The 20,215-nt window shown below is 73.6% G+C and carries 19 protein-coding genes and 1 pseudogene; 13 read left to right on the top strand and 7 right to left on the bottom strand.

Features of this window, described 5'->3' with window-relative positions:
• Positions 1 to 19: 19 nt before the first annotated feature.
• The 4 genes from QP939_RS36385 to QP939_RS36400 all read right to left on the bottom strand — a co-directional run bounded on the left by QP939_RS36385 (position 20) and on the right by QP939_RS36400 (position 4,691).
• Positions 20 to 1,387 carry a PfkB family carbohydrate kinase gene (locus QP939_RS36385; protein WP_285450922.1) on the bottom strand — a complete coding sequence of 456 codons (1,368 nt, stop codon included), beginning with the start codon at positions 1,385 to 1,387 and terminating at the stop codon, positions 20 to 22.
• A complete protein-coding gene (locus tag QP939_RS36390) occupies positions 1,384 to 1,944 on the bottom strand; it encodes a D-sedoheptulose-7-phosphate isomerase (protein WP_285459926.1) in 561 nt (186 codons plus the stop codon). The genes QP939_RS36385 and QP939_RS36390 overlap by 4 nt, the downstream gene beginning before the upstream one ends.
• On the bottom strand, positions 1,944 to 3,611 hold the full coding sequence (locus tag QP939_RS36395) for a carbamoyltransferase family protein (protein WP_285450924.1): 1,668 nt from the start codon (positions 3,609 to 3,611) through the stop codon (positions 1,944 to 1,946). Before QP939_RS36395 ends, QP939_RS36390 begins: the two co-directional genes overlap by 1 nt.
• Positions 3,612 to 3,725: 114 nt before the next feature.
• Positions 3,726 to 4,691: a UDP-glucuronic acid decarboxylase family protein gene (locus QP939_RS36400; RefSeq protein ID WP_285450926.1), complete on the bottom strand. Its 966-nt coding sequence runs from the start codon at positions 4,689 to 4,691 to the stop codon at positions 3,726 to 3,728.
• Between the two features lie 71 nt (positions 4,692 to 4,762).
• On the opposite strand from QP939_RS36400, the gene QP939_RS36405 reads away from it, so the two are divergent.
• The 3 genes from QP939_RS36405 to QP939_RS36415 are packed head-to-tail and all read left to right on the top strand — an operon-like array spanning position 4,763 to position 7,349.
• Positions 4,763 to 5,617 (top strand): polysaccharide pyruvyl transferase family protein, encoded by an 855-nt coding sequence (locus QP939_RS36405; protein ID WP_285450928.1) that lies wholly within the window; start codon positions 4,763 to 4,765, stop codon positions 5,615 to 5,617.
• Positions 5,614 to 6,480, top strand: coding sequence for a glycosyltransferase family 2 protein (locus QP939_RS36410; protein ID WP_285450930.1), 867 nt, complete (start codon positions 5,614 to 5,616; stop codon positions 6,478 to 6,480). The genes QP939_RS36405 and QP939_RS36410 overlap by 4 nt, the downstream gene beginning before the upstream one ends.
• Entirely contained in the window at positions 6,459 to 7,349 is an 891-nt protein-coding gene (locus tag QP939_RS36415; RefSeq protein ID WP_285450931.1) for a glycosyltransferase family 2 protein, read from the top strand. Before QP939_RS36410 ends, QP939_RS36415 begins: the two co-directional genes overlap by 22 nt.
• Positions 7,350 to 7,418: 69 nt before the next feature.
• On the opposite strand, the gene QP939_RS36420 is transcribed toward QP939_RS36415, so the two are convergent.
• Both QP939_RS36420 and QP939_RS36425 read right to left on the bottom strand, forming a co-directional pair.
• Positions 7,419 to 8,627, bottom strand: a complete 1,209-nt coding sequence (locus tag QP939_RS36420; RefSeq protein ID WP_285450932.1) for a glycosyltransferase — start codon at positions 8,625 to 8,627, stop codon at positions 7,419 to 7,421.
• Positions 8,628 to 8,649: 22 nt separating this feature from the next.
• Positions 8,650 to 9,579 (bottom strand): glycosyltransferase, encoded by a 930-nt coding sequence (locus QP939_RS36425; protein ID WP_285450933.1) that lies wholly within the window; start codon positions 9,577 to 9,579, stop codon positions 8,650 to 8,652.
• Between the two features lie 95 nt (positions 9,580 to 9,674).
• Between QP939_RS36425 and QP939_RS36430 the strand changes: the two are divergent.
• From QP939_RS36430 to QP939_RS36460, 7 genes and pseudogenes are all read left to right on the top strand, one after another.
• A pseudogene (locus QP939_RS36430) lies at positions 9,675 to 10,022 on the top strand (DUF47 domain-containing protein); the annotation flags it as partial.
• 136 nt (positions 10,023 to 10,158) lie between these two features.
• Positions 10,159 to 10,290, top strand: coding sequence for a hypothetical protein (locus QP939_RS36435; RefSeq protein ID WP_285459927.1), 132 nt, complete (start codon positions 10,159 to 10,161; stop codon positions 10,288 to 10,290).
• On the top strand, positions 10,291 to 11,286 hold the full coding sequence (locus QP939_RS36440) for an inorganic phosphate transporter (RefSeq protein ID WP_285450934.1): 996 nt from the start codon (positions 10,291 to 10,293) through the stop codon (positions 11,284 to 11,286).
• A gap of 175 nt (positions 11,287 to 11,461) precedes the next feature.
• On the top strand, positions 11,462 to 12,646 hold the full coding sequence (locus QP939_RS36445) for a zinc-dependent alcohol dehydrogenase (RefSeq protein ID WP_285450935.1): 1,185 nt from the start codon (positions 11,462 to 11,464) through the stop codon (positions 12,644 to 12,646).
• A gap of 21 nt (positions 12,647 to 12,667) precedes the next feature.
• A complete protein-coding gene (locus QP939_RS36450) occupies positions 12,668 to 14,692 on the top strand; it encodes a CocE/NonD family hydrolase (RefSeq protein ID WP_285450936.1) in 2,025 nt (674 codons plus the stop codon).
• A 34-nt stretch (positions 14,693 to 14,726) separates the two neighbouring features.
• Entirely contained in the window at positions 14,727 to 15,797 is a 1,071-nt protein-coding gene (locus QP939_RS36455; RefSeq protein ID WP_285450937.1) for an NAD-dependent epimerase/dehydratase family protein, read from the top strand.
• Between the two features lie 15 nt (positions 15,798 to 15,812).
• Entirely contained in the window at positions 15,813 to 17,405 is a 1,593-nt protein-coding gene (locus QP939_RS36460) for a phytoene desaturase family protein (RefSeq protein ID WP_285450938.1), read from the top strand.
• Between the two features lie 213 nt (positions 17,406 to 17,618).
• Here the strand turns inward: QP939_RS36460 and QP939_RS36465 are convergent, their stop codons facing one another.
• Positions 17,619 to 18,086 (bottom strand): SRPBCC family protein, encoded by a 468-nt coding sequence (locus QP939_RS36465; protein ID WP_285450939.1) that lies wholly within the window; start codon positions 18,084 to 18,086, stop codon positions 17,619 to 17,621.
• 87 nt (positions 18,087 to 18,173) lie between these two features.
• Between QP939_RS36465 and QP939_RS36470 the strand changes: the two genes are divergently transcribed.
• The 3 genes from QP939_RS36470 (at position 18,174) to QP939_RS36480 (ending at position 20,213) form a co-directional block, all read left to right on the top strand.
• Complete coding sequence (locus tag QP939_RS36470; RefSeq protein WP_352248244.1) at positions 18,174 to 19,154, top strand: YihY/virulence factor BrkB family protein; 981 nt, start codon at positions 18,174 to 18,176, stop codon at positions 19,152 to 19,154.
• Between the two features lie 4 nt (positions 19,155 to 19,158).
• Positions 19,159 to 19,539 carry a VOC family protein gene (locus tag QP939_RS36475; RefSeq protein WP_285450941.1) on the top strand — a complete coding sequence of 127 codons (381 nt, stop codon included), beginning with the start codon at positions 19,159 to 19,161 and terminating at the stop codon, positions 19,537 to 19,539.
• Between the two features lie 104 nt (positions 19,540 to 19,643).
• Positions 19,644 to 20,213, top strand: coding sequence for a hypothetical protein (locus tag QP939_RS36480; RefSeq protein ID WP_285450942.1), 570 nt, complete (start codon positions 19,644 to 19,646; stop codon positions 20,211 to 20,213).
• Positions 20,214 to 20,215 lie beyond the last annotated feature (2 nt).

The following is a 20,215-nucleotide window of genomic DNA, read 5'->3' on the forward strand; positions in this document are numbered from 1 at the left end:
CCTTCGGAAGTTCGGGGGTTCAGGCACTGGCCGCGGCGGCGACCAGCCGGGACGTCGAATAGCCCGGCACGGTCGGCACGAGCACGACCTCGCCGCCGTGACGCTCGACGACCTCGCGTTCGGGCAGGTCGGCGGCCGCGTAGTCGCCGCCCTTCACCCACACATCGGGCCGCAGCCGCTCCAGCACGGCGGCCGGGGAAGTCTCGTCGAAGACCGCGACGGCGTCCACAAAGGACAGTGCGGTGAGCAGCCGGGCCCGGTCGCGGTCGCGCACCAGCGGGCGGCCGGGGCCCTTGAGGGACCGCACCGACGCGTCGGAGTTGAGGCAGACGACGAGCGCGTCGCCGAGGGCGCGGGCCTGCCGCAGCAGGCTGACGTGCCCGGGGTGCAGCAGGTCGAAGCACCCGCCGGTGGCGATCAGCCGCCCGCCGTCGGCACGGACCCGGTCCGCCAGGCCGAAAGCGTCGGTCGAGGGCTGCGGGTCGGCGACCGGGCCGTCGTTCGTGGACAGCGCGGTGGCGCCGCCGTCGGCGACGAACCGGGCGGCCGCCTCCACCGCCGTCGCGACGGCCCCGGCCGGGTCCGCGCCGCCCAGCAGGGCCGCGGTGGCCGCGGCGGCGAACCGGTCGCCCGCGCCGCACGTGTCGGGCGCGGTGTGGCCGGGAGTCCGGGCGGCGGCGGGGACCGGGACGTGCGTCTCGCCGAGGCCGTCGGCGAGCACGGCACCCCGCGCGCCGACGGTGACCGCGACGGCACCGGCGTGCCAGTGCCCGCGCAGCAGCTTGGCCAGCTCGGCCGGTTCGTCGTGCCCGGCGAGCACCGCGCGGGCCTCCGCGAGGTTCGGGGTGACCAGGCCGGTGCCGGGCACCGGCTGTGCGCCGCGGGGGTGCGGGTCCCAGACCACCGGGATCCGCTCGGCCAGCTCCCGCAGCAGCCGCCGGACGTCCGGGTTGCGCGTCAGGCCGCGGCCGTAGTCGGCGACGAGGATCGCGCCGGCGTCTTCGAGGACCTCGTGGACCCGCGTCGGCAACGGCTCGGCGGTCGCCGTGCCGTCGCCGGAATCCAGGCGCAGCAACGACTGCCCGCCCGCGCGGACCCGGGTCTTGCACACCGTCGTGCCGTGCAGCGGCAACGGCAGCACGGTGACGTCCGGTTCGAGCAGGCCGGTGAGCGCGTGCCCGCCTTCGTCGGCCCCGAGCGGGGTGACCAGCACGACCTCGGCCGCGGACCGCGCGGCCAGCAGGGCGGCCAGCCCGGCGCCACCGGGGCGGCGCCGCCGCGCGGTCAGGTCCACCACCGGCACCGGCGCCTCCGGGCACAGCCGCTCGGCGGTGCCTTCGGCGTCGACGTCGAGCAGCGTGTCGCCGAGGACGACCAGCGGCCTCACGCCGACACCCCGAGCGCGTCGTCCAGCGCCGCGCACAGCCCGTGCACCAGGGCGAGGTGCATTTCCTGCACGGTCGCGACGGTCGGCGCCTCGACCGTCACCGCGTCGTCGCACACCGCGGCGAGCGGGTTCGGGGCGGGGCCGGTCAGCGCCCACGTGGTGACGCCCAGATCGAGCGCGGCCTTCGCCGCGGCCACGACGTTCTGGCTGCTGCCGCTGGTGGACAGGCAGACCAGCACGTCACCCGGCCGCCCGTGGGCGTGCACCTGGCGGGCGAAGACCTCGTGGTCGCCGTAGTCGTTGACGATCGCCGTGGTCGCGGACGTGTCGGCGTGCAAGGCGATCGCCGAAAGCGGCCGCCGTTCGTGCCGGAACCGGCCGACGAGCTCCCCGGTCAGGTGCTGGGCCTCGGCCGCGCTGCCGCCGTTGCCGCAGGCGAGCAACCGGCCGCCGGTCTCGAACACCCGGGCCAGGTGCCGTCCCCATGCGGTGATCTTGGGCGCGGATTCGCGGGTGCGCCGGGCGGCTTCGGCCAACGCGGCGAGATGGTCTTCCATCACGGCACCTCCTTCTCCACCGGCGACACCGCGCCGGTCCGGATCGGGCGCCGGAGCACGAACGGCCCCAGCGCGAGCAGGTCGATCGGCGCCGAGCCGAAGCACTCGAGCGCGTCGCGGGGCGAGTCGACCATCGGCCGGCCCGCGGTGTTGAGGCTGGTGTTGATCACGACCGGCAGCCCGGTCCACCGCTCGAACGCGGCGAGTGTCCGTGCCAGCACCGGGTTTTCGCGCTCTTCGACGGTCTGCACGCGGGCGGTCCCGTCGACGTGGGTGACGGCCGGGATGCGGTCGCGCCAGCTTTCGGCGACGTCGTGGACGAAGAGCATGTACGGGCTGGGCAGCGGGCCGCGGGTGAAGATGTCGCCCGCGCGTTCCGCCCGCACCATCGGGGCGACCGGCCGGAACTGCTCCCGGCCCTTGACGTCGTTGAGCCGCTCGAGGTTGGCCTTGCGGCCGGGGTGGGCCAGCAGCGACCGGTGCCCCAGCGCCCGCGGGCCGAACTCGGCGCGGCCCTGGAACCAGGCCACGACGGCGTCGTCCGCCAGCGCCTCGGCCACGGTCTCGGCGAGGTCGTCCGGGCGTTCGTACGGCAGGTTCGCCCGCACGAGCACGGCTTCCAGCTCCTCGTCCGTCCATTCGCGACCGAGGCCGGCGTCGCCCATCGGCGCGCCGCGTTCCCCGGCCTCGGCGGCCAGCTGCAGGGCCGCGCCGAGCGCGGTGCCCGCGTCGCCGGCGGCGGGCTGGACCCAGATCCGCTCGAAGGGACCTTCGGCGTGCAGGCGGCTGTTCGCGACGCAGTTGAGGGCGATCCCGCCCGCGAGCGCCAGGTCGCGGTGCCCGGTCCGCTCGTGCAGGTCGTCGGCCAGCTCCAGCAGGATGTCTTCGAGCACCCGCTGGACGCTGGCGGCGAGGTCGGCGTGGCGGCGGGTCAGCTCCTCGCCCGCCGCGCGGCGCGGGGCCAGTGCGGCCAGGTCCACCCCGGCGGTGCGGAACCCGCCGTCGCCGGTGACGTGGACGTGCTCGCACAGCTCGTCGAGGAACTCCGGCGTGCCGTAGGAGGCCAGCGCCATCACCTTGTACTCGTCGCTGGAGCGGGCGAAGCCGAGGTGCTCGGTGAGGTCTTCGTAGAGCAGGCCGAGCGAGTGCGGGAGCCGTTGCGCCGCCAGCTCTTTGAACCGGCCGTCGCGGTACTCGCCGGACAGGTGGGACGTGCTCTCGCCGCGGCCGTCGGCGACCAGCACCGCGCAGTCGCCGAACGGCGCGGCGAGCGCGGCCGAGGCGGCGTGCGCGACGTGGTGCCGGACGAACCGGACGATCCGCCCGTCCAGTCCGGGCAGCGCGGTTTCGAGGAACTTCGGCGCCCGCTGCGCGAACTCGGTCCGTAGCTCCTCGCCGCTCGGGTCGTGGCCCGGCAGGCCGGGCTCGACGAGTGCGGGATCGTAGGAGTAGCCGACGGCATCGAGGTCCTTGGCGGACAACCCGGCCCGCTCCAGGCACCACGCGGCCGCCTGCGCGGGCTGCTCCCAGGTGGAGAACGGGACGGCCTGCTTGCCGTGCTTGCGGCGGCTGAAGCGTTCTTCTTCGGCCGCGGCGACGATCTCACCGTCCACGACCAGCGCGGCGGCCGGGTCGTGGAACACGGCGTTGATCCCGAGGATGCGCATCGACCTGCCCTAGGCGTTTCCGGTGCGGACCATCGCCGTCCGCTCTCGCCTGTAGCGCTACCCGGCGGAGTCGTTGATAAACGACGGCGGGGCGAAACCCCTGGGCGTCGCTACTCAGCGCAGCGGTGCTCGGCGGAACCACGCCACAGTGCGACGAAGGCCGTCGTCGGCGTCGATCTTCGGCTCCCAGCCGAGGACATCCCGCGCGAGCGAGATGTCCGGACAGCGTCGCCGCGGGTCGTCCTCCACCGCGTCGACGCACTCGATCGGGGACGTGGAGCCGGTGATGGCCTTGATCCGCTCCGCGACCTGGCGGACGGTCAGCTCGTCCGGGTTGCCGATGTTCATCGGGCCGGGGTGCCCGGAGCGCGCGAGTGCGAGCAGGCCGCGGACGGTGTCCTCGACGTAGCAGATCGAGCGCGTCTGCTCGCCGGTGCCGGTGACGGTGATCGGCTCGCCGTCGAGGGACTGGCGGACGAACGCCGGGATCATCCGGCCGTCGTGCGCGCGCATGCCGGGCCCGTAGGTGTTGAAGATCCGCGCGATCGCCGTGTCCACGCCGTGCTCGCGGCGGTAGGCCGACGTCAAGGCCTCGGCGTAGCGCTTGGCTTCGTCGTAGACGCTGCGCGGCCCGATCGGGTTCACGTTGCCCCAGTACCCTTCCCGCTGCGGGTGCTCCAGCGGGTCGCCGTACACCTCGCTGGTGGAGGCGAGCACGAACCGCGAGCCGTCGCGGCGGGCCAGCTCGAGGGCGTGCTCGGTGCCGTGCGAGCCCGCGCGCAGCGTCTCGATCGGCAGGGCGAGGTAGTCGCGCGGCGACGCGGCCGAGGCCAGGTGGAACACGACGTCGATCCGGCCGGGCACCGGCATCGGCTGGGTGACGTCGTGGCGCACGAACCGGAACCGCTCGTGGCGGCGCAGGCCGGCCAGGGTGGCGGCCGACGACGTCGCGAGGTTGTCCACGGCGATCACTTCGAGGCCTTCGTCGAGCAGCAGTTCGCAGAGGTGCGCACCGACGAAACCGGCACCGCCGGTCACCACCGCCCGCTCGAACCGCGTGGTCGTTCCCGGATCCGTCATGCCGATCCGGCTACCCGGCCGTCCGGTGGCCAAACCGTGTAAGGCCACCGCGAGCGGGTACGCGGCCCGGCATGCGAGTTCTGCTCACCGGATGGGCCAGTTTCCTGCACGGCGAAGCGACCGCGGGTGACGTCCTCAGCCTGCGCGCGGCCGGGACCGCGCTGACCGGGGCCGGGATCGACCACGACGTCGCGTGGAGCCCGAACTTCCGGCCCGGCGGCCGGCACCTGCCCGGCGCCCCGCCCGGGGACTACACGCACGTGGTGTTCGTCTGCGGCCCGGTGCACGGGCCGCAGCTGCGTGCGCTGCACGAGCGGTACGCCGCCTGCCGCCGGATCGCGGTCGGTGTCTCCGTGCCCGACCCGGGCGACCCGGCGGTGACCGGGTTCCACCGGGTCCTGCCGCGCGACGACGGCGTCACCCCGGACCTCTCACTGGCGGCCTCGGTCTCGGCCGTGCCGGTGCTCGGGGTCGTGCTGGCCCCGCGCCAGCCGGAGTACCGGGACGCCGGGCGCCACGACGACGTCCACGCGGCGCTGACCGGCTGGCTCGCCCGGCTCGACTGCGCCCGGGTTCCCCTGGACACGCGGCTGGCGCACGAGGACTGGGCACGCTGCGCGACCCCGGACCAGTTCGTCGCCGCGGTGTCCACAATGGACGTGATCGTGACGACCCGGCTGCACGGGCTGGTGCTCGGGCTCAAGGCGGGGGTTCCGGTGCTGGCCGTCGACCCGGTCGCGGGCGGCGGGAAGGTGACCGCGCAGGCGGCGGCACTCGGCTGGCCGGTCGTGGCCGCGGAAGACTGCGCGAACCCCGGCGTGCTCGACGCCCGGTTGGAGTGGTGCCGCTCGCGCGCGGGCCGGGTGCCGGAGCCGCCGTCGCCGTCGCTGGCCGGGCTGGTCGACGAGCTGGCGGGATCGCGGTGAGGGCGCGCACGACCGTCGTCATCGCGACCCGCGACCGCGCCGCCGAGCTGGCCCGCACCCTGGCTCAACTGTCCACATTGGAACCACGGCCGCCGGTCGTGGTGCTGGACAACGCGTCCGGCGACGACACGGCCGACGTCGCCGCGCGGTACCCCGGCGTGCGCGTGATCCGGCTGCCGCAGAACCTCGGCGCGGCGGCCCGCACGCTCGGGGTGCTCGTCGCCGAAACGCCGTACGTCGCCTTCTCCGACGACGATTCGTGGTGGGCACCGGGCGCGCTGACCGAGGCCGAGCGGATCTTCGACGAGCACCCGCGGACCGGCCTGCTGGCCGCCCGCACGCTCGTCGGCCCGGAGGCCCGCGACGACCCGGTGACGCCCGAGCTGGCGCGGAGCCCGCTGGGCCGCCCGGACGGCGCGCCCGGCCCGCTCGTGCTGGGCTTCCTCGCCTGCTCCGCGATCGTCCGCCGCACGGCGTACCTGCAGGTGGGCGGGTTCAGCCCGCTGCTGCACTTCGGCGCGGAGGAGCAGCTGCTCGCCTACGACCTGGCCGCGCGCGGCTGGGAAGTCTGCTACGTCGGGCGCCTGCGGGCGCACCACCACCCGTCCCGGTCGCGGCCGCCGTCGTCGTGGCGTCGCCGCGCCGAGCTGCGGAACCGGCTGCTGATCGCGGTGCTGCGGCGCCCGCCGCGCGTCTGCCGCCGCGAGGTGGCGCGGACTTTGGTGACGGCCCCGGGGGCGGTGCTCGGCGCGGTGGCGCGGCTGCCGCGGGCGCTCGGCTCCCGCCGCGTGCTGCCCGAGCACGTCGAAAACCAGGCACGGACACTGGAAAGGACCGCCGAATGGCGCGCATCTCGGTCGTGATCATCACCTGCAACCGGCGTGAGCAGCTGCGGGAAACGCTGGCCCACATGACCTCGCTGCCGGAGTCACCGCCGATTTTCGTCGCGGACAACGCGTCCGGCGACGGCACGGCCGCGATGGTGGCCCGCGAGTTCCCGGGTGTCCGGCTGTTCCGGCTGGGCGAGAACCTCGGCGCGGTGGCGCGCAACATCGCCGTCGCCGAGGTGGCGACGCCGTACGTGGCGTTCTGCGACGACGACACGTGCTGGCAGCCGGGTGCGCTGACCCGCGCGGCCGACCTGCTGGACGAGCACCCGGGCCTCGGCTCGGTGACCGGCCGCTGCCTGGTCGAGCCCGGCTTGGCGGAGGACCCGATCACGCCGGAGCTGCGCGAGTCGCCGGTGCCGGGCCCGGACTGGCTGCCGGGACCGGCGCTGCTGGGGATCATGGCCGGGCTGACGGCGGTGCGGGTGAGTGCGTTCCGCGAGGTCGGGGGGTTCTCCACCCGGATGTGGCTCGGCGGTGAGGAGGAGCTGTTCGCGCTGGACCTCGCGGCGCGAGGGTGGTGGATGTGCTGGGCGGAGGACGTGGTGATCCACCACACGCCGTCGAAGCTGCGCGACCCGCGCCACCGCCGTCGCCTCGGCATCCGCAACACACTGTGGACGCTCCTGCTGCGCCGCCCGTGGCCCGCGGTCTTCCGCCGCGGCCGCGAGGTTCTGCGTACCGCTCCATCCGACGGCGCGACGGCGGCGGCGTTGCTCGACGTCGTGCGAGGCCTGCCGTGGGTGCTGGCGCGGCGCAAGGTGGTCCCGGCCCGGGTGGAGCACGGCTTGCGTCTGCTGGAGGAGCCCCAGCGGAACTCCGCGGCGCGCCGCTACGTGGGCTGAGCGCGCGTCTTGAATGAGTCATTCAGGACCTCCGAAGACCTGAATGACTCATTCAAGACGGCGGAACCCTCAGCGGGCCTCGGCCGCGGCGGCCGGTTCCGGGACCAGCTTCCGGTACGCCCGCACCGTGTCGGCGGCCACCCGGTCCCACGAGTACCGGGCCACCGCCCGGTCGTGCCCCGCCGTCCCGTACGCGTGCCGCAACGCCGGGTCGCCGAGCAGGCGGCGGACCCGGGACGCCAGTTCCGCCGGCTGGTGCGGCCGGACCAAGAGCCCCGTCACGCCGTCGACCACCGTGTCCGTCAGGCCGCCGACCGCGGCCGCCACCACCGGGACTCCGCAGGCCATCGCCTCGAGCGGCACGATCCCGAACGGCTCGTACCACGGCGTGCACACCACCACGTCCGCCGAGCGCAGCAGCGCCGGCAAGTCCTCACGGGACACCTGCCCCGGCCAGCGCACGCGCTCGCCCACCCCCAGCCGGTCCGCCAGCTCACGCAGCCGCCGCGCCTCGGGGTCCTGGGACAGCCTGCCCCGCTCGGGGCCGCCCGCGATCACCAGCTCCGTGTCCGGCAGCTGGGCCAGCGCCGTGATCGCGATGTCGAAGCCCTTGCGGGGCACCAGCCGTCCCACCGCGACCAGGCGGTGGGCTTCCCGGCGGGGGGCGACCGGCCCGTCGGGGGTGAAGCGCCGCAGGTCCACGCCACACGGCACGATCGAGATCCGCGACCGCGGCACGCCCATCCGGGACAGCTCGAAAACCTCGTCCGAACAGGTCGCGACCACGCGCCCGGCTTGGCGCCCGATGATCCGCTCGAGCCGGTTCCGGTCGGCCGGGCTGGTGTCCTGGTCACCCTGGTAGCGCTTCTTGACGACGCCCAGCGCGTGGAACGTCTGCGCCACCGGCGTCCCCGTCGCGCTCGCCGCCAGCGCGGTCGCGAGCCCGGACATCCAGAAGTGCGCGTGCGCCAGGTCCGGCCTCTCGGTGGCCCACCGGTCGCGCAGGAAGCTGCCGAACTCGCCCATGTACGGCAGCAGGTGGTCCTTCGGCTCCTTCAGCGGCGGCCCGGCGGGCACGTGCACGACGCGGTACCCCTGCGGCGCGCGCACCTCGGCCGGCGTCGTCCGGTCTTCCCGGCGCGTGTAGACGGTGACGTCGTGCCCGGACCGGGTCAGGGCGGCCGACAGCTCCGCGACGTGCACGTTCTGGCCACCCGCATCGGCCTCGCCCAAGGCGGCGAGGGGGTTGGCGTGCTCGGACACCATCGCGATCTTCATCGGTGGGGGTTCCCTTCGGGGTTCAGCGGACCGTCTCGGCGAGGAGGTGGTCCCAAGTGGAGAGGAAGGCGGCCAGCCCGTGGTTCTTCAGGGCGTGTTCGCGGGCGTTCTTGCCGGCGAGGGCGGCGAAGTCGGGTTCGTTCACCAGCTCGCGGAACCCCTCGGCCAGCACCGAGACGTCGGTGGACAGCACGCCCGCGTCGGGCGGCACCGCCTCGACCGCCTCGGTCGCCGCGAAGACGACCACCGGCATCGCCAGGTGCATCGCCTCCAGCAGGGACAGCCCCAGCGACGTCCACCGGGCGGTGTGCAGGTAGACGCGGCGGCGGGCGATCTCGTCGTGCAGCGCGGGCGCGGGGACGTCGCCCCGGCCGCCGACCTCTTCGGTGCCGATGCCGAACAGGTCGACCGGGGCCGCCTCGGCGAGCGTCTCCAGCAGGTCGGCGCCGGTGACGCGGCGTCGTCGCACCGGCTCGTTGATCATCGACACGCCGGCGGCCAGCTCGCCGGTATAGCGCGGGCCGGGGTCGGGGATACCGTGCGGCACGACGGTCGTGGGTGCCCGGCCGCAGTCCCACATGGCCTCGTTGAAGTGGGTCACGTGCGCGACGGTGATGTCCGGCCGCCCGGCCAGCGGGTGCTCGCTCGACGCGGCGTACGGCCGCGGCGCGTTGTGTTCCACGTAGACGGACGGCACCCCCAGGTGCGCCACGAGGTCCAGCTCCTCCGGGCGTTGCAGGACGACGACGTCGGGCTCGGCCTCGGCCAGCCGGTCCAGGGGAACCTCGGTCACCGAAGGCCAGTCCCGGCCCGCTTTGCCGAGGCCCCACGGCGCGCCGCCGGGGGAGACGGGGACGAGGTAGTGGTGCCGTCCGCGGACGAACGCGTCGGTCCACGAGCCGTGGACGTGCCAGAGCAGTACTCTCAGGCGCCGGAAGCCGGGATCGGTCATGACCCCCTGGTTTCCCGGAGAACACCCGTTAAACGTGCCCCCGCGCGGGGTACTCGGCTCGCGGCGGTTGTGCGCCGAGGAAGGGACGGCCTTTCATGCGGTTCACCCCACGGGGTACCCGGTTCTTCGACCTGCTCACCGACGCGGGGAGAAACCTGGTGACGGCGACGGCGTTGCTGCGTGAGCTCGTGGCCGCCGAGCCCGCCGAGCGCGAGCAGTTCGCGAAGCGCCTGCACGAGGTCGAACACCAGGGCGACGAGCTGACGCACACGATCATGGTCGAGCTGAACAGCTCGTTCGTGACGCCGTTCGACCGCGAGGACATCCAGGCGCTCGCGGGCAAGCTCGACGACGTGCTCGACTTCATGGACACGGCGGCCGACCTGGCCGTGCTGTACCGCATCGAGGCGTTCCCGCCGGGCACGGACGTGCTGGTCCGGGTGCTGTGCCGCGCCGCGGAGCTGACCGCGTCGTCGATGCCGGGCCTGGCGAAGGTGGGCGAAGCTCGAGCCGTACTGGATCGAGGTCAACGAGCTGGAGAACGAGGCCGACCGGATCTACCGGCGGATCCTGGCCCACCTGTTCGAGCCCGGCGGCGACGCGCTGGAGGTGCTCAAGACCAAGGAGGTCGTCGAGCAGTTCGAGCTGGCCGCGGACGCGTTCGAGCACGTGGCCGACGTGGTGCAGACCATCGCGGTCAAGGAGTCCTGAGTGACGGGCACGGCCGCCCTGGTCGTCGTGGTCGCCCTGACGCTCTTCTTCGACTACACCAACGGCTTCCACGACGCGGCGAACGCGATCGCGAGCGCGGTGTCGACGAGGGCGCTGACGCTGCGCGCGGCCCTGCTGCTGGCGGCGGTGATGAACCTGGCGGGCGCGCTGCTGTCCACCGGGATCGCCGCGACGGTGGCCAAGGGCATCATCGACGTCCCGGTCGGCCCCGACGCGCTGACGGTGGTGTTCGCCGCGCTGGCCGGCGCGATCACCTGGAACCTCGTGACCTGGTACTTCGGGCTGCCGTCGTCGTCATCGCACTCGCTGATCGGCGGGATGGTCGGCGCGGCGCTGGCCGCGGCGAGCACGGTCCACTGGGCCGGGATCGCGGAGAAGGTGCTGATCCCGATGGTGGCGTCGCCGCTGCTGGGGCTGCTGCTCGGGTACGTCGCGATGGTGGCCGCGCTGTGGCTGCTGCGGCGGGCGAACCCGCACCGCAGCGGCCGGGTGTTCCGCCGGTTCCAGATCGTGTCGGCCTCGGCGCTCGCGCTCGGCCACGGCCTGCAGGACGCCCAGAAAGGCATGGGCGTGATCGTGCTGGCCCTGGTGGCGGCGGGCGAGCAGTCGACGTTCGCGGTGCCCCTGTGGGTGACGTTCGCCTGCGCGATCGCGTTGTCGCTGGGCACTTACTCGGGCGGGCTCCGGATCATGCGGACGCTGGGCAGGCGGGTGTTCCCGCTGGACCCGCCGCACGGGTTCGTGGCCGAGTCGGTGGCGTCGTCGGTGCTGTACGTGACGGCGTTCGCGGTGAAGGCCCCGATCTCGACGACGCACGTGATCACGGCGGCGATCATGGGCGTGGGAGCGACCCGGCGGCTGTCGGCGGTGCGCTGGGGCATCGCGCGGGACATCGTGCTGGGCTGGGTCCTGACGTTCCCGGCGGCGGCCGCGGTGGCGGCGGCGGTGTACCTGGTGGCCGACGCGCTCACCTGACGCCCGGTGGGCTGAAGGGGACGTTCATCGCATCTGACGCGGTGAAGGGGCCTTTCCTCGCATCTGATGAGAGCAAAGTCCCCTTCAGCCCGCGCGCGCCCCGCGTTTGCCTCTTCCGCCTGCGGGAAACCGGAGGGCCGAGACCCCCGAGACCCGCACGCGGAAAGGGACAGCCATGAAGGCAGTGACCTGGCACGGCAAACGCGACGTCCGCGTCGAAGAGGTGCCGGACCCGAAGATCGAGGAGGGCACCGACGCGGTCATCCGCGTCACCTCCACCGGGATCTGCGGCTCCGACCTGCACCTCTACGAAGTCCTCGGCGCGTTCATGACCGAAGGCGACATCCTCGGCCACGAACCCATGGGCGTGGTCGAGGAGGTCGGCTCCGAGGTCAAGAACCTCAAGCCGGGCGACCGGGTCGTGGTCCCCTTCAACATCTCCTGCGGCCACTGCTGGATGTGCGAACGCGGCCTGCAGTCGCAGTGCGAGACCACCCAGGTCACCGAGCAGGGCAAGGGCGCCGCGCTACTCGGCTACACCAAGCTCTACGGCCAGGTCCCCGGCGGGCAGGCCGAGTACCTGCGCGTCCCGCAGGCCCAGTACGGCCCGATCAAGGTCCCGGACGGCCCGCCGGACGAGCGGTTCGTCTACCTCTCCGACGTCGTGCCCACCGCGTGGCAGGCCGTCGAGTACGCCCACGTGCCGAAGGACGGCACCGTCGTCGTCTTCGGGCTCGGGCCGATCGGGCAGATGTGCTGCCGGATCGCCCGGCACCGCGGCGCGGCGCAGGTCATCGGCATCGACCTCGTGCCGGAGCGGCTCGCCCGCGCCCGCGAGCACGGGGCCGTCGCCCTCGACACGCGGGACCACAAGGACATCGCCGACTCCGTGCGGCAGCTGACCGACGGGCGCGGGGCCGACTCCGTCATCGACGCCGTCGGCATGGAAGCCCACGGTGCCCCCGTCGGGCGGCTGGCGCACAACCTCGTCGCCATGCTGCCGCAGGCCATCGGCGCGAAGATCACCGAGAAGGCGGGCATCGACCGGCTCAGCGTGCTCTACGCCGCGATCGACGCCGTCCGCCGCGGCGGCACCATCTCGCTCTCCGGCGTCTACGGCGGGATGGTCGACCCGATGCCGATGATGGAGCTGTTCGACAAGCAGATCCAGCTGCGGATGGGCCAGGCCAACGTCCGGCACTGGATCGACGAGATCATGCCGGTGCTCACCGGCGACGGCGACCCGCTCGGCGTCGAGGGCTTCGCCACGCACAAGCTGCCGCTGGAGGACGCGCCGCGCGCGTACGAGATCTTCCAGAAGAAGCTCGACGGCGCCCAGAAGATCCTGCTGCAGCCGTAATCCTTGGGAGGGAACTGACTCTTGCGAGCCGTCACCTCGCTGCCGTACGAAATCACCGAGGAGGACCACGTCCGGATCCCGGTGTCCGACGGGACCGTGCTCTCCGCCCGCATCTGGCGGCCGGTCTCGTCGGACGCCGAGCCCGTGCCCGCGATCCTCGAGTACATCCCCTACCGCAAGCGCGACCTGACCGCGCCCCGCGACTCCATCCACCACCCCTACCTCGCCGGGCACGGGTACGCCTGCGTGCGCGTGGACATCCGCGGCACCGGCGAGTCCGAGGGCGTGCTGGCCGACGAGTACCTCGAACGCGAGCAGCTCGACGCCGAGGACGTCCTGGAGTGGATCGCGGCCCAGCCGTGGTGCACCGGCGACACGGGCATGATGGGCATCTCCTGGGGCGCGTTCGCCGCCCTGCAGGTCGCGGCGCGGAAACCGCCGAGCCTGCGCGCCATCGTGATCTCGTCGTTCACCGACGACCGCTTCGCCGACGACATGCACTACATGGGCGGCTGCCTGCTCTCGGACAACGTCGCCGAGTCCGGCACGATGTTCGCCTACGCCACGCTGCCGCCCGACCCGGCGGTCGTCGGCGAGCGGTGGCGCGAGATGTGGCTGGAGCGCCTGGAAAACTGCAGCCTCTGGATCGACAACTGGCTCAGCCACCAGCGCCGCGACGACTACTGGCGGCACGCCTCGGTGTCGGAGAACTACAGCGACGTCCAGGTGCCGGTGCTGGCCTCGAGCGGCTGGGCCGACGGTTACTCCAACGCCGTCATCCGGCTGCTGGCCCACCTCGACGTGCCGCGCCGCGGGCTGATCGGCCCGTGGTCGCACAAGTACCCGCACCTCGGTGAGCCCGGCCCGGCCATCGGCTACCTCCAGGAAGTCGTGACGTGGTGGGACCACTGGCTGCGCGGCGTGGAGAACGAGGCCATGGACGGGCCGATGCTGCGCACGTGGATGCAGGACAGCGTGCCGCCGTCGACGTCCTATGAGGACCGTCCCGGTCGCTGGGTCGGCGAGGCGACGTGGCCTTCGCCGCACGTCAAGCCGCAGGAGCTGCCGCTGGCCCGGCACCGCCTGGCGCGGCCCGAGGAGACCGTCGAGGACGAGGCGCTGACGGTGTCTTCACCGTTGTCGGTCGGGCAGTTCTCCGGCAAGTGGGCGTCCTACAGCGCGCCACCGGATCTGCCCTACGACCAGCGCGAGGAGGACGGCGGGTCGCTCGTCTTCGACACCGACGTGCTCAGCGAACGCTGTGAGATCCTCGGTTCGCCGAAGGTGCGCCTCGAAGTCTCGGCCGACCAGCCGGTGGCGATGATCGCCGCGCGGCTTTCGGACGTCGCGCCGGACGGGCGGGCCACCCGCGTCACCTACGGGCTGCTCAACCTGACCCACCGCGACGGCCACGACGAGCCGTCGCCGATGGTGCCCGGCGAGCGCTGCGCGGTCGAGATCGAGCTGAACGCCGTCGCCCAGGCTTTCCCGGCCGGGCACCGGATCCGGCTGTCACTGTCCACTTCGTACTGGCCGCTGGCCTGGCCGCCGCCGAAGCCGGTGCTCCTGAGTGTCCACACCGGACACAGTGCGCTGGAGCTGCCGGTGCGGCCGGTCGCCGAGCCGGACGAGCTGCCCGCCCGGCCGTTCGGCGAACCCGAAGGCGCGCCGCCGATGTCCGTCACCGCGCTGACGCCGGGGGAGCAGCGCTGGACGGTCTCCCGTGACCTCGTCGACTACCACTCGGCGCTGGACATCGTGAAGAACGCGGGAACGGTCCGCTACGACGACCTCGACCTGGAGGTCACCCGCGACGTCCGCGAGTGCTACCGCTGGGTGGCCGACGACTTCTGCTCGCCGGTGGCGGAGACCGAGTGGGTCGTCACCTTCGCCCGCGGCGAGTGGCAGGCGCGCAGCGAGACCCGCACGCGGGTGTCCTGCACCGACACCGAGTTCGTCGTCGACGCGCAGCTCGACGGCTACGACGGCGCCCGGCGGGTCGTCTCGCGGAACTGGCACCGGCGGATCCCGCGTGACCTGGTCTGAGTTTCACGGTCGCGACACGGGGTAAGCCTTCCGCGTGCGGATAGTGATCACCGGAGCCACCGGCAATGTCGGAACTGCGCTGCTGGCCGCCCTCGAACCCGGCCACGACGTCGTCGGTTTGGCCCGGCGGCTGCCCGACACGACGGCCGAGCCGTATCGCCGGGCGGGCTGGCGCGCCGTCGATGTCGGCGACCGCGGCGCGGACCGCGAGCTCACCGAGCTGTTCGACGGTGCTGACGTCGTCGTCCACTTGGCCTGGGCCATCTCGCCGGTGCGCGGGGATCCGCCGATGTGGCGGACCAACGACCACGGCACCCGGCACGTCCTCGCCGCGGCCGCGGCCGCCGGGGTGCCGCACCTGGTCGTCGCGTCGTCGGTGGCCGCCTACGGGCCCGCGCCGCGCTGGGAGAAGGTGGCCGAGGACCGGCCGTGCACCGGCATCCCGGGCAGCGCGTACAGCCGTGGCAAAGCCGGGCTGGAGACGCTGCTCGACCGGTTCGAGGAGCGGCACCCCGACGTGCGGGTCGCGCGGCTGCGGCCGTGCGCGATCCTGCACCGGCGCGCGGCCGGGGAGTTCGCGCGCTGGCTGCTCGGCCCGGTGCTGCCCGCGACCGCGATCGGGGGGCGGCTGCCGGTTCCGCTGTGGACCGGCCTGCGCGCGCAGATCGTGCACACCGCCGACGTCGCCGAGGCGATCCGGCTGGTCCTCGACCGCGGGTTCACCGGGCCGGTGAACCTCGCCGCGCCGGAGGTGCTCGACGCCGACGCGCTGGCCGCGATACTCGGCGGCGTCCGGGTCCCGGTGCCGAAGCCGGTGGTGCGGGCGGCGTCGCGGGCGGCCTGGTTCACCGGCGCGCTGCCGATGCACCCGGGCTGGCTCGAGCTCGCCGACCGCGCGGCGCTGGCCGACACGACGCTGGCGGAGACCGCGTTGGGCTGGCAACCTCGGTACGACGCCGCGTCCGCGCTCGCCGAACTGGTCGACGGGCTCCGGTCGGGCGCGGGGGCGGCCAGCACCCCCTTGGCCCCGCCGCGCCGCGACGGGGTGGTGTCCCGGCTCCGCTCGCTCACCCGGGTCGGGCCGAGCCACCAGTCGCAAGCCTGAACAGCGGGAGGGCCAGTGAGCGCGGAAGCCTTCGACGCGGTGGTGATCGGGGCCGGCCACAACGGACTGGTGGCGGCGAACCTGCTGGCCGACGCGGGCTGGTCGGTGCTGGTCGTGGAGGCGACGGAGCACCCGGGCGGCGCGGTCCGCACCGCCGAGGTCACCGAGCCCGGCTTCCGCAACGACTTGTTCAGCGCCTTCTACCCGATGTCGGCCGTGTCGCCGGTGCTCCAGGGCTTGCGGCTGGACGAGCACGGCCTGCGCTGGCGGCACGCCCCCGACGTCCTGGCGCACGTGCTGCCCGACGACCGGTGCGCGGTGCTGTCCCGCGACGTCGACCGCACGGCGGCGTCGGCCGACGAGTTCGCACCGGGCGACGGCGACGCGTGGCGGCGGCTGTTCTCGCAGTGGCGGGAGATCCGCGAGCCGCTGCTGAACGCGTTGTTCACGCCGTTCCCGCCGGTGCGCCCGGTGTTGAAGCTGCTGCGCCGCACGGGGACGGGCGACGCCCTGCGCCTGGCGCGCATGCTGACGCTCCCGGCGCGCCGGTTCGGCGACGAGCTGTTCACCGGCGAGGGCGCGAAGCTGCTCATCGCGGGGAATTCGGCGCACAGCGACCTTTCCGTGGACAACGCGGGCAGCGCGGTGTTCGGCTGGCTGCTCGCGATGATCGGCCAGGACGCCGGCTTCCCGGTGCCCGAAGGCGGGGCGGGCGAACTGGTCGCGGCGCTGGTCCGCAGGCTGGAGTCCCGCGGCGGCACCGTCCAGTGTGGACGTCCGGTCCGGGAGGTCCTCGTCGGCGGCGGGCGGGCACTGGGGATCCGTGACGCGGCCGGCGATCCGGTGCGGGCCCGCAAGGCGGTGCTCGCCGACGTCCCGGCGCCGGTCCTGTACCGCGAACTGGTGGGGACGGAGTGGCTGCCGCCGCGGCTGGTCGAGGACCTCGGCAAGTTCGAGTGGGACAGCGCGACGGTGAAGGTGGACTGGGCGTTGTCCGGCCCGATCCCGTGGACGGCGGAGGCCGCGCGCGGGGCGGGCACGATCCACCTCGGCACGGACCTGGACGGGCTGTCGGCGTTCGGCGCCGAGCTGGCCCGCGGCCGGACCCCGCGCCGCCCGTTCCTGCTGCTCGGCCAGATGACGACGAGCGACCCGTCGCGGTCCCCGGCGGGGACGGAGGCGGCGTGGGCGTACACGCACGTACCGCGCGGCACGATGGAGAACCGGTCGGCCCTGGAGCGGCGGGCGCGCCGGATCGAGGAGACGGTGGAGGCGAACGCACCGGGGTTCACGGACTTGATCAAGGCGCGGTACGTGCAGGGCCCGGTCGAGCTGGCGGGCCGCAACCCGGGCCTGGTGGGCGGCGCGATCAACGCGGGGACGACGGCGATCCACCAGCAGCTGTTCTTCCGCCCGGTACCGGGAACGGGCCGCGCGGACACCCCGGTGGACCGGCTGTACTTAGCGGGGGCATCGGCCCACCCGGGCGGCGCGGTCCACGGCGGCCCGGGAGCCAACGCGGCCCGAGCGGCCCTGGCACGGGCGGGAGTGCTGGGCGGCGGCTACGCGGCGGTGATCAGGGCGGCGCACCGCGCGATCTACGGCTGAGTCGCGGGCTTGCGGGCCGCCGGGGTCGCGAATGGGTCATTGGGGGCGCCGGAGGTCGCGAATGAGTCATTGGCGGCGCCGGGGTGGCGGGCCGCGGGGCGCGAGTGAGTCGTGGAGTGCCGGGGTCGCGGGCTGCGGGGGGTCGCGAATGGGTCATTGGGGGCGCCAGAGGTCGCGAATGAGTCATTCGCGACCCCCGACCAACGCCCGCCGCTAGGGCCGCGGGTGGCCGCTCTGGGTGCGGGCGTGCTTGCCCGTCGCCAGGTCCGCCAGCCGGGCCAGGGACTCCGTGTTGCGCGGCTTGATCAGCAGCGACTGCAGCGCCGCCGGCAGCACCTTGCCCGGGCCGCCGACGATGTGCTCGGTCATCCGGACCAGCGTCTTCCCGTCGCCGTGCGGCACGAGCGTCAGCGCGACGGCCGCCGCGCCGATGGGCCAGCCGCGGGCCTCCAATGACAGGGACAGGCCCGGCTCGACCGCCGTCACCACGGTCTCGTCCTGGATGTGCAGCGGCCACGGACCGACGCTGTGGTGGATGCGCGCGCCGACCGCCGGCCAGTCCGCCTCGACGTCGCGGATGTGCGAGCTCCCCACCACCCAGCCCGCGTAGAGCCAGCCGTCGGCCAGCACGGCGAACACGGCGTCGGGTGGTGCGTCGATCACGCGGCTGACCTCGGTCACGGGTCTCCTCCTGCTCCGTCGGGGGCACCGCAGGAGTACCCCGCCGCGGACGGGGTATGCCCGCGACGACGAACCGGAGGTGGCGAAGTGGCCAGGCGACGGAAAGCCCCCGAAGGGCCGGGCGAACTTTCGAAGCGGTCGTGGTGGGCGGTGCTCAAGCGCACCGTCAAGCAGTTCAACCGCGACGGCCTGACCGACTGGGCCGCCGCCCTGACCTACTACGGCGTGCTGTCGATCTTCCCCGGCACCGTCGTCCTCACCGCCGTGCTGGGCCTGCTCGGGCCGAGCGCGATCCAGACCGTGATCGACAACGTCCAGCAGGTCGTCCCCGGCGAGGGCAAGGACATCCTCGTCGGGGCGATCCGCGAGCTGGCGGGCTCCCGCGGCCTGGCGGGCCCGCTGGCGATCCTCGGGCTGCTCGGGGCGCTGTGGTCGGCGTCGGGTTACGTCGGGGCGTTCATGCGCGCGTCGAACGGGATCTACGGCATGCCCGAGGGCCGTCCACTGTGGAAGGTGCTGCCGCTGCGGGTGGCGCTGACTGTGGCGATCGTGGTGCTGCTGGCGGTGTGCGCGCTGGGCGTGGTGGCGACCGGCACGGTCGCCCGCCGGATCGGCGACCTGGTGGGCCTCGGGTCGACCGGCGTGCTCGTGTGGGAGATCGCGAAGTGGCCGGTGATCGCCGTGCTGGTGAGCCTGGCGTTCGCGTTGCTCTACTGGGTCGGGCCGAACGTCCGCCAGCCGGGCTTCAAGTGGCTGACGCCGGGCGGTTTGGTGGCGGTGGTGCTGTGGGTGCTGGCTTCGGCGGGGTTCGCGCTGTACGTCGCGAACTTCGGCTCGTACAACAAGACCTACGGTTCGCTGGCCGGGGTGATCGTGTTCCTAGTATGGTTGTGGATCTCGAACCTGGCGGTGTTGCTGGGGGCCGAGCTGGACGCGGAGCTCGCGCGCGGCCGGGGGATCGAGGCGGGGGAGCGCGGTGAGGCCGAGCCGTTCCTGCCGCCGAAGGACACGAAGGCGATGGACTCCGACGAAGCCGCGGAGGTGGCCGGGGAGACCGAACGGAGCTGAGCGGATGGCGTGCCGGATCACCGAGCTCGTGCTGGAGTGCCGGGACCCCGACCGGCTGGCGGAGTTCTGGGGCCCGGTGCTCGGCTACGAGGTGATCGGCCCGGAGCCCGACGGCTTGGCGCTCGGCCCGCCGGGCGCGAAGCTCGGCGAGGGCCCGCCGACGCTGGTGCTGGCCCGCTCGGACAACCCGCGCCGGGGCAAGCTGCCGCTGCACCTCGACGTGAGCCCGGAGGGCTGCGACCAGGAGGCGGAGCTGGCCAGGTTGACGGCGCTGGGCGCCCGCCCGGCGGACGTCGGCCAGGACGGCACCGAGTCCTGGGTGGTCCTGCAGGACCCGGAGGGCAACGAGTTCTGCCTGCTCCGCACGCGGATCGGGACGGACTGAGTCCCCCGTTCGGGTGTTACAGCCGAAGCGTGTGCGTCACAGCGCGATTTGTGGTCTGATATGCCCCGCTACGGGAAGACTCCGAGGGGGAGACGATGAAAAGCGTGATCGCGTGGTCGATCGGCCTGCTGTTCGGATTGGGGTTGATGGCGCTCGGGCTGTTCGGCACGGCCGATCCGACCGGCGGCAAGGTGCTGTGCGGCAGCGAGGAGATGCGGCCGGGCGAGACCTGCGAAAAGACCCAGTACGGCCAGAAGTCCACGGAGACGTACGAAGAGAAGCACCAGGAAGCGATCGACGACGCGAAGAGCTTCGAGGGCGGCGGCCGCTGGGTGACGTTCGGGATCGGCACGGTGATCGCGGCGGGCTCCGGCTGGCGGCTGGTGGTCGCGGTCCGGCGGCGGGCTAAGCGGGGATCGGCTCCGGCGGCTCAGACCGCGCCCGGCTTTGGTCCGCAGCCGGGGCTGCAGCCGCAGGGGTATCCGGTGCAGCAGAACTTCCAGCCGCAGCAAGGGTTTGCGCCGCAGCAGGGGTTCCCCGCGCCGCAGCCGGGCTTCCCGCAGCAGCAGCCGGGGTTCGCGCCGCCGCAGCAGCCGGGTTATCCGCAGTCGGGAGGGTTCCAGCAGCCTCCGCCGCCGGGGTACCAGCCGCCGCGCGGGCCGCATCAGCAGTAGTG

Origin of the sequence: Amycolatopsis nalaikhensis, from assembly GCF_030264295.1 — a bacterium.
In the GTDB taxonomy this organism is placed as follows: Bacteria; Actinomycetota; Actinomycetes; order Mycobacteriales; family Pseudonocardiaceae; genus Amycolatopsis; species Amycolatopsis nalaikhensis.

Coding starts and splice junctions, on each gene's coding strand:
- QP939_RS36390 (WP_285459926.1), bottom strand. CDS start 1,944: ATGGAAGACCATCTCGCCGCGTTGGCCGAAGCCGCCCGGCGCACCCGC.
- QP939_RS36395 (WP_285450924.1), bottom strand. CDS start 3,611: ATGCGCATCCTCGGGATCAACGCCGTGTTCCACGACCCGGCCGCCGCG.
- QP939_RS36400 (WP_285450926.1), bottom strand. CDS start 4,691: ATGACGGATCCGGGAACGACCACGCGGTTCGAGCGGGCGGTGGTGACC.
- QP939_RS36405 (WP_285450928.1), top strand. CDS start 4,763: ATGCGAGTTCTGCTCACCGGATGGGCCAGTTTCCTGCACGGCGAAGCG.
- QP939_RS36415 (WP_285450931.1), top strand. CDS start 6,459: ATGGCGCGCATCTCGGTCGTGATCATCACCTGCAACCGGCGTGAGCAG.
- QP939_RS36420 (WP_285450932.1), bottom strand. CDS start 8,627: ATGAAGATCGCGATGGTGTCCGAGCACGCCAACCCCCTCGCCGCCTTG.
- QP939_RS36425 (WP_285450933.1), bottom strand. CDS start 9,579: ATGACCGATCCCGGCTTCCGGCGCCTGAGAGTACTGCTCTGGCACGTC.
- QP939_RS36445 (WP_285450935.1), top strand. CDS start 11,462: ATGAAGGCAGTGACCTGGCACGGCAAACGCGACGTCCGCGTCGAAGAG.
- QP939_RS36475 (WP_285450941.1), top strand. CDS start 19,159: ATGGCGTGCCGGATCACCGAGCTCGTGCTGGAGTGCCGGGACCCCGAC.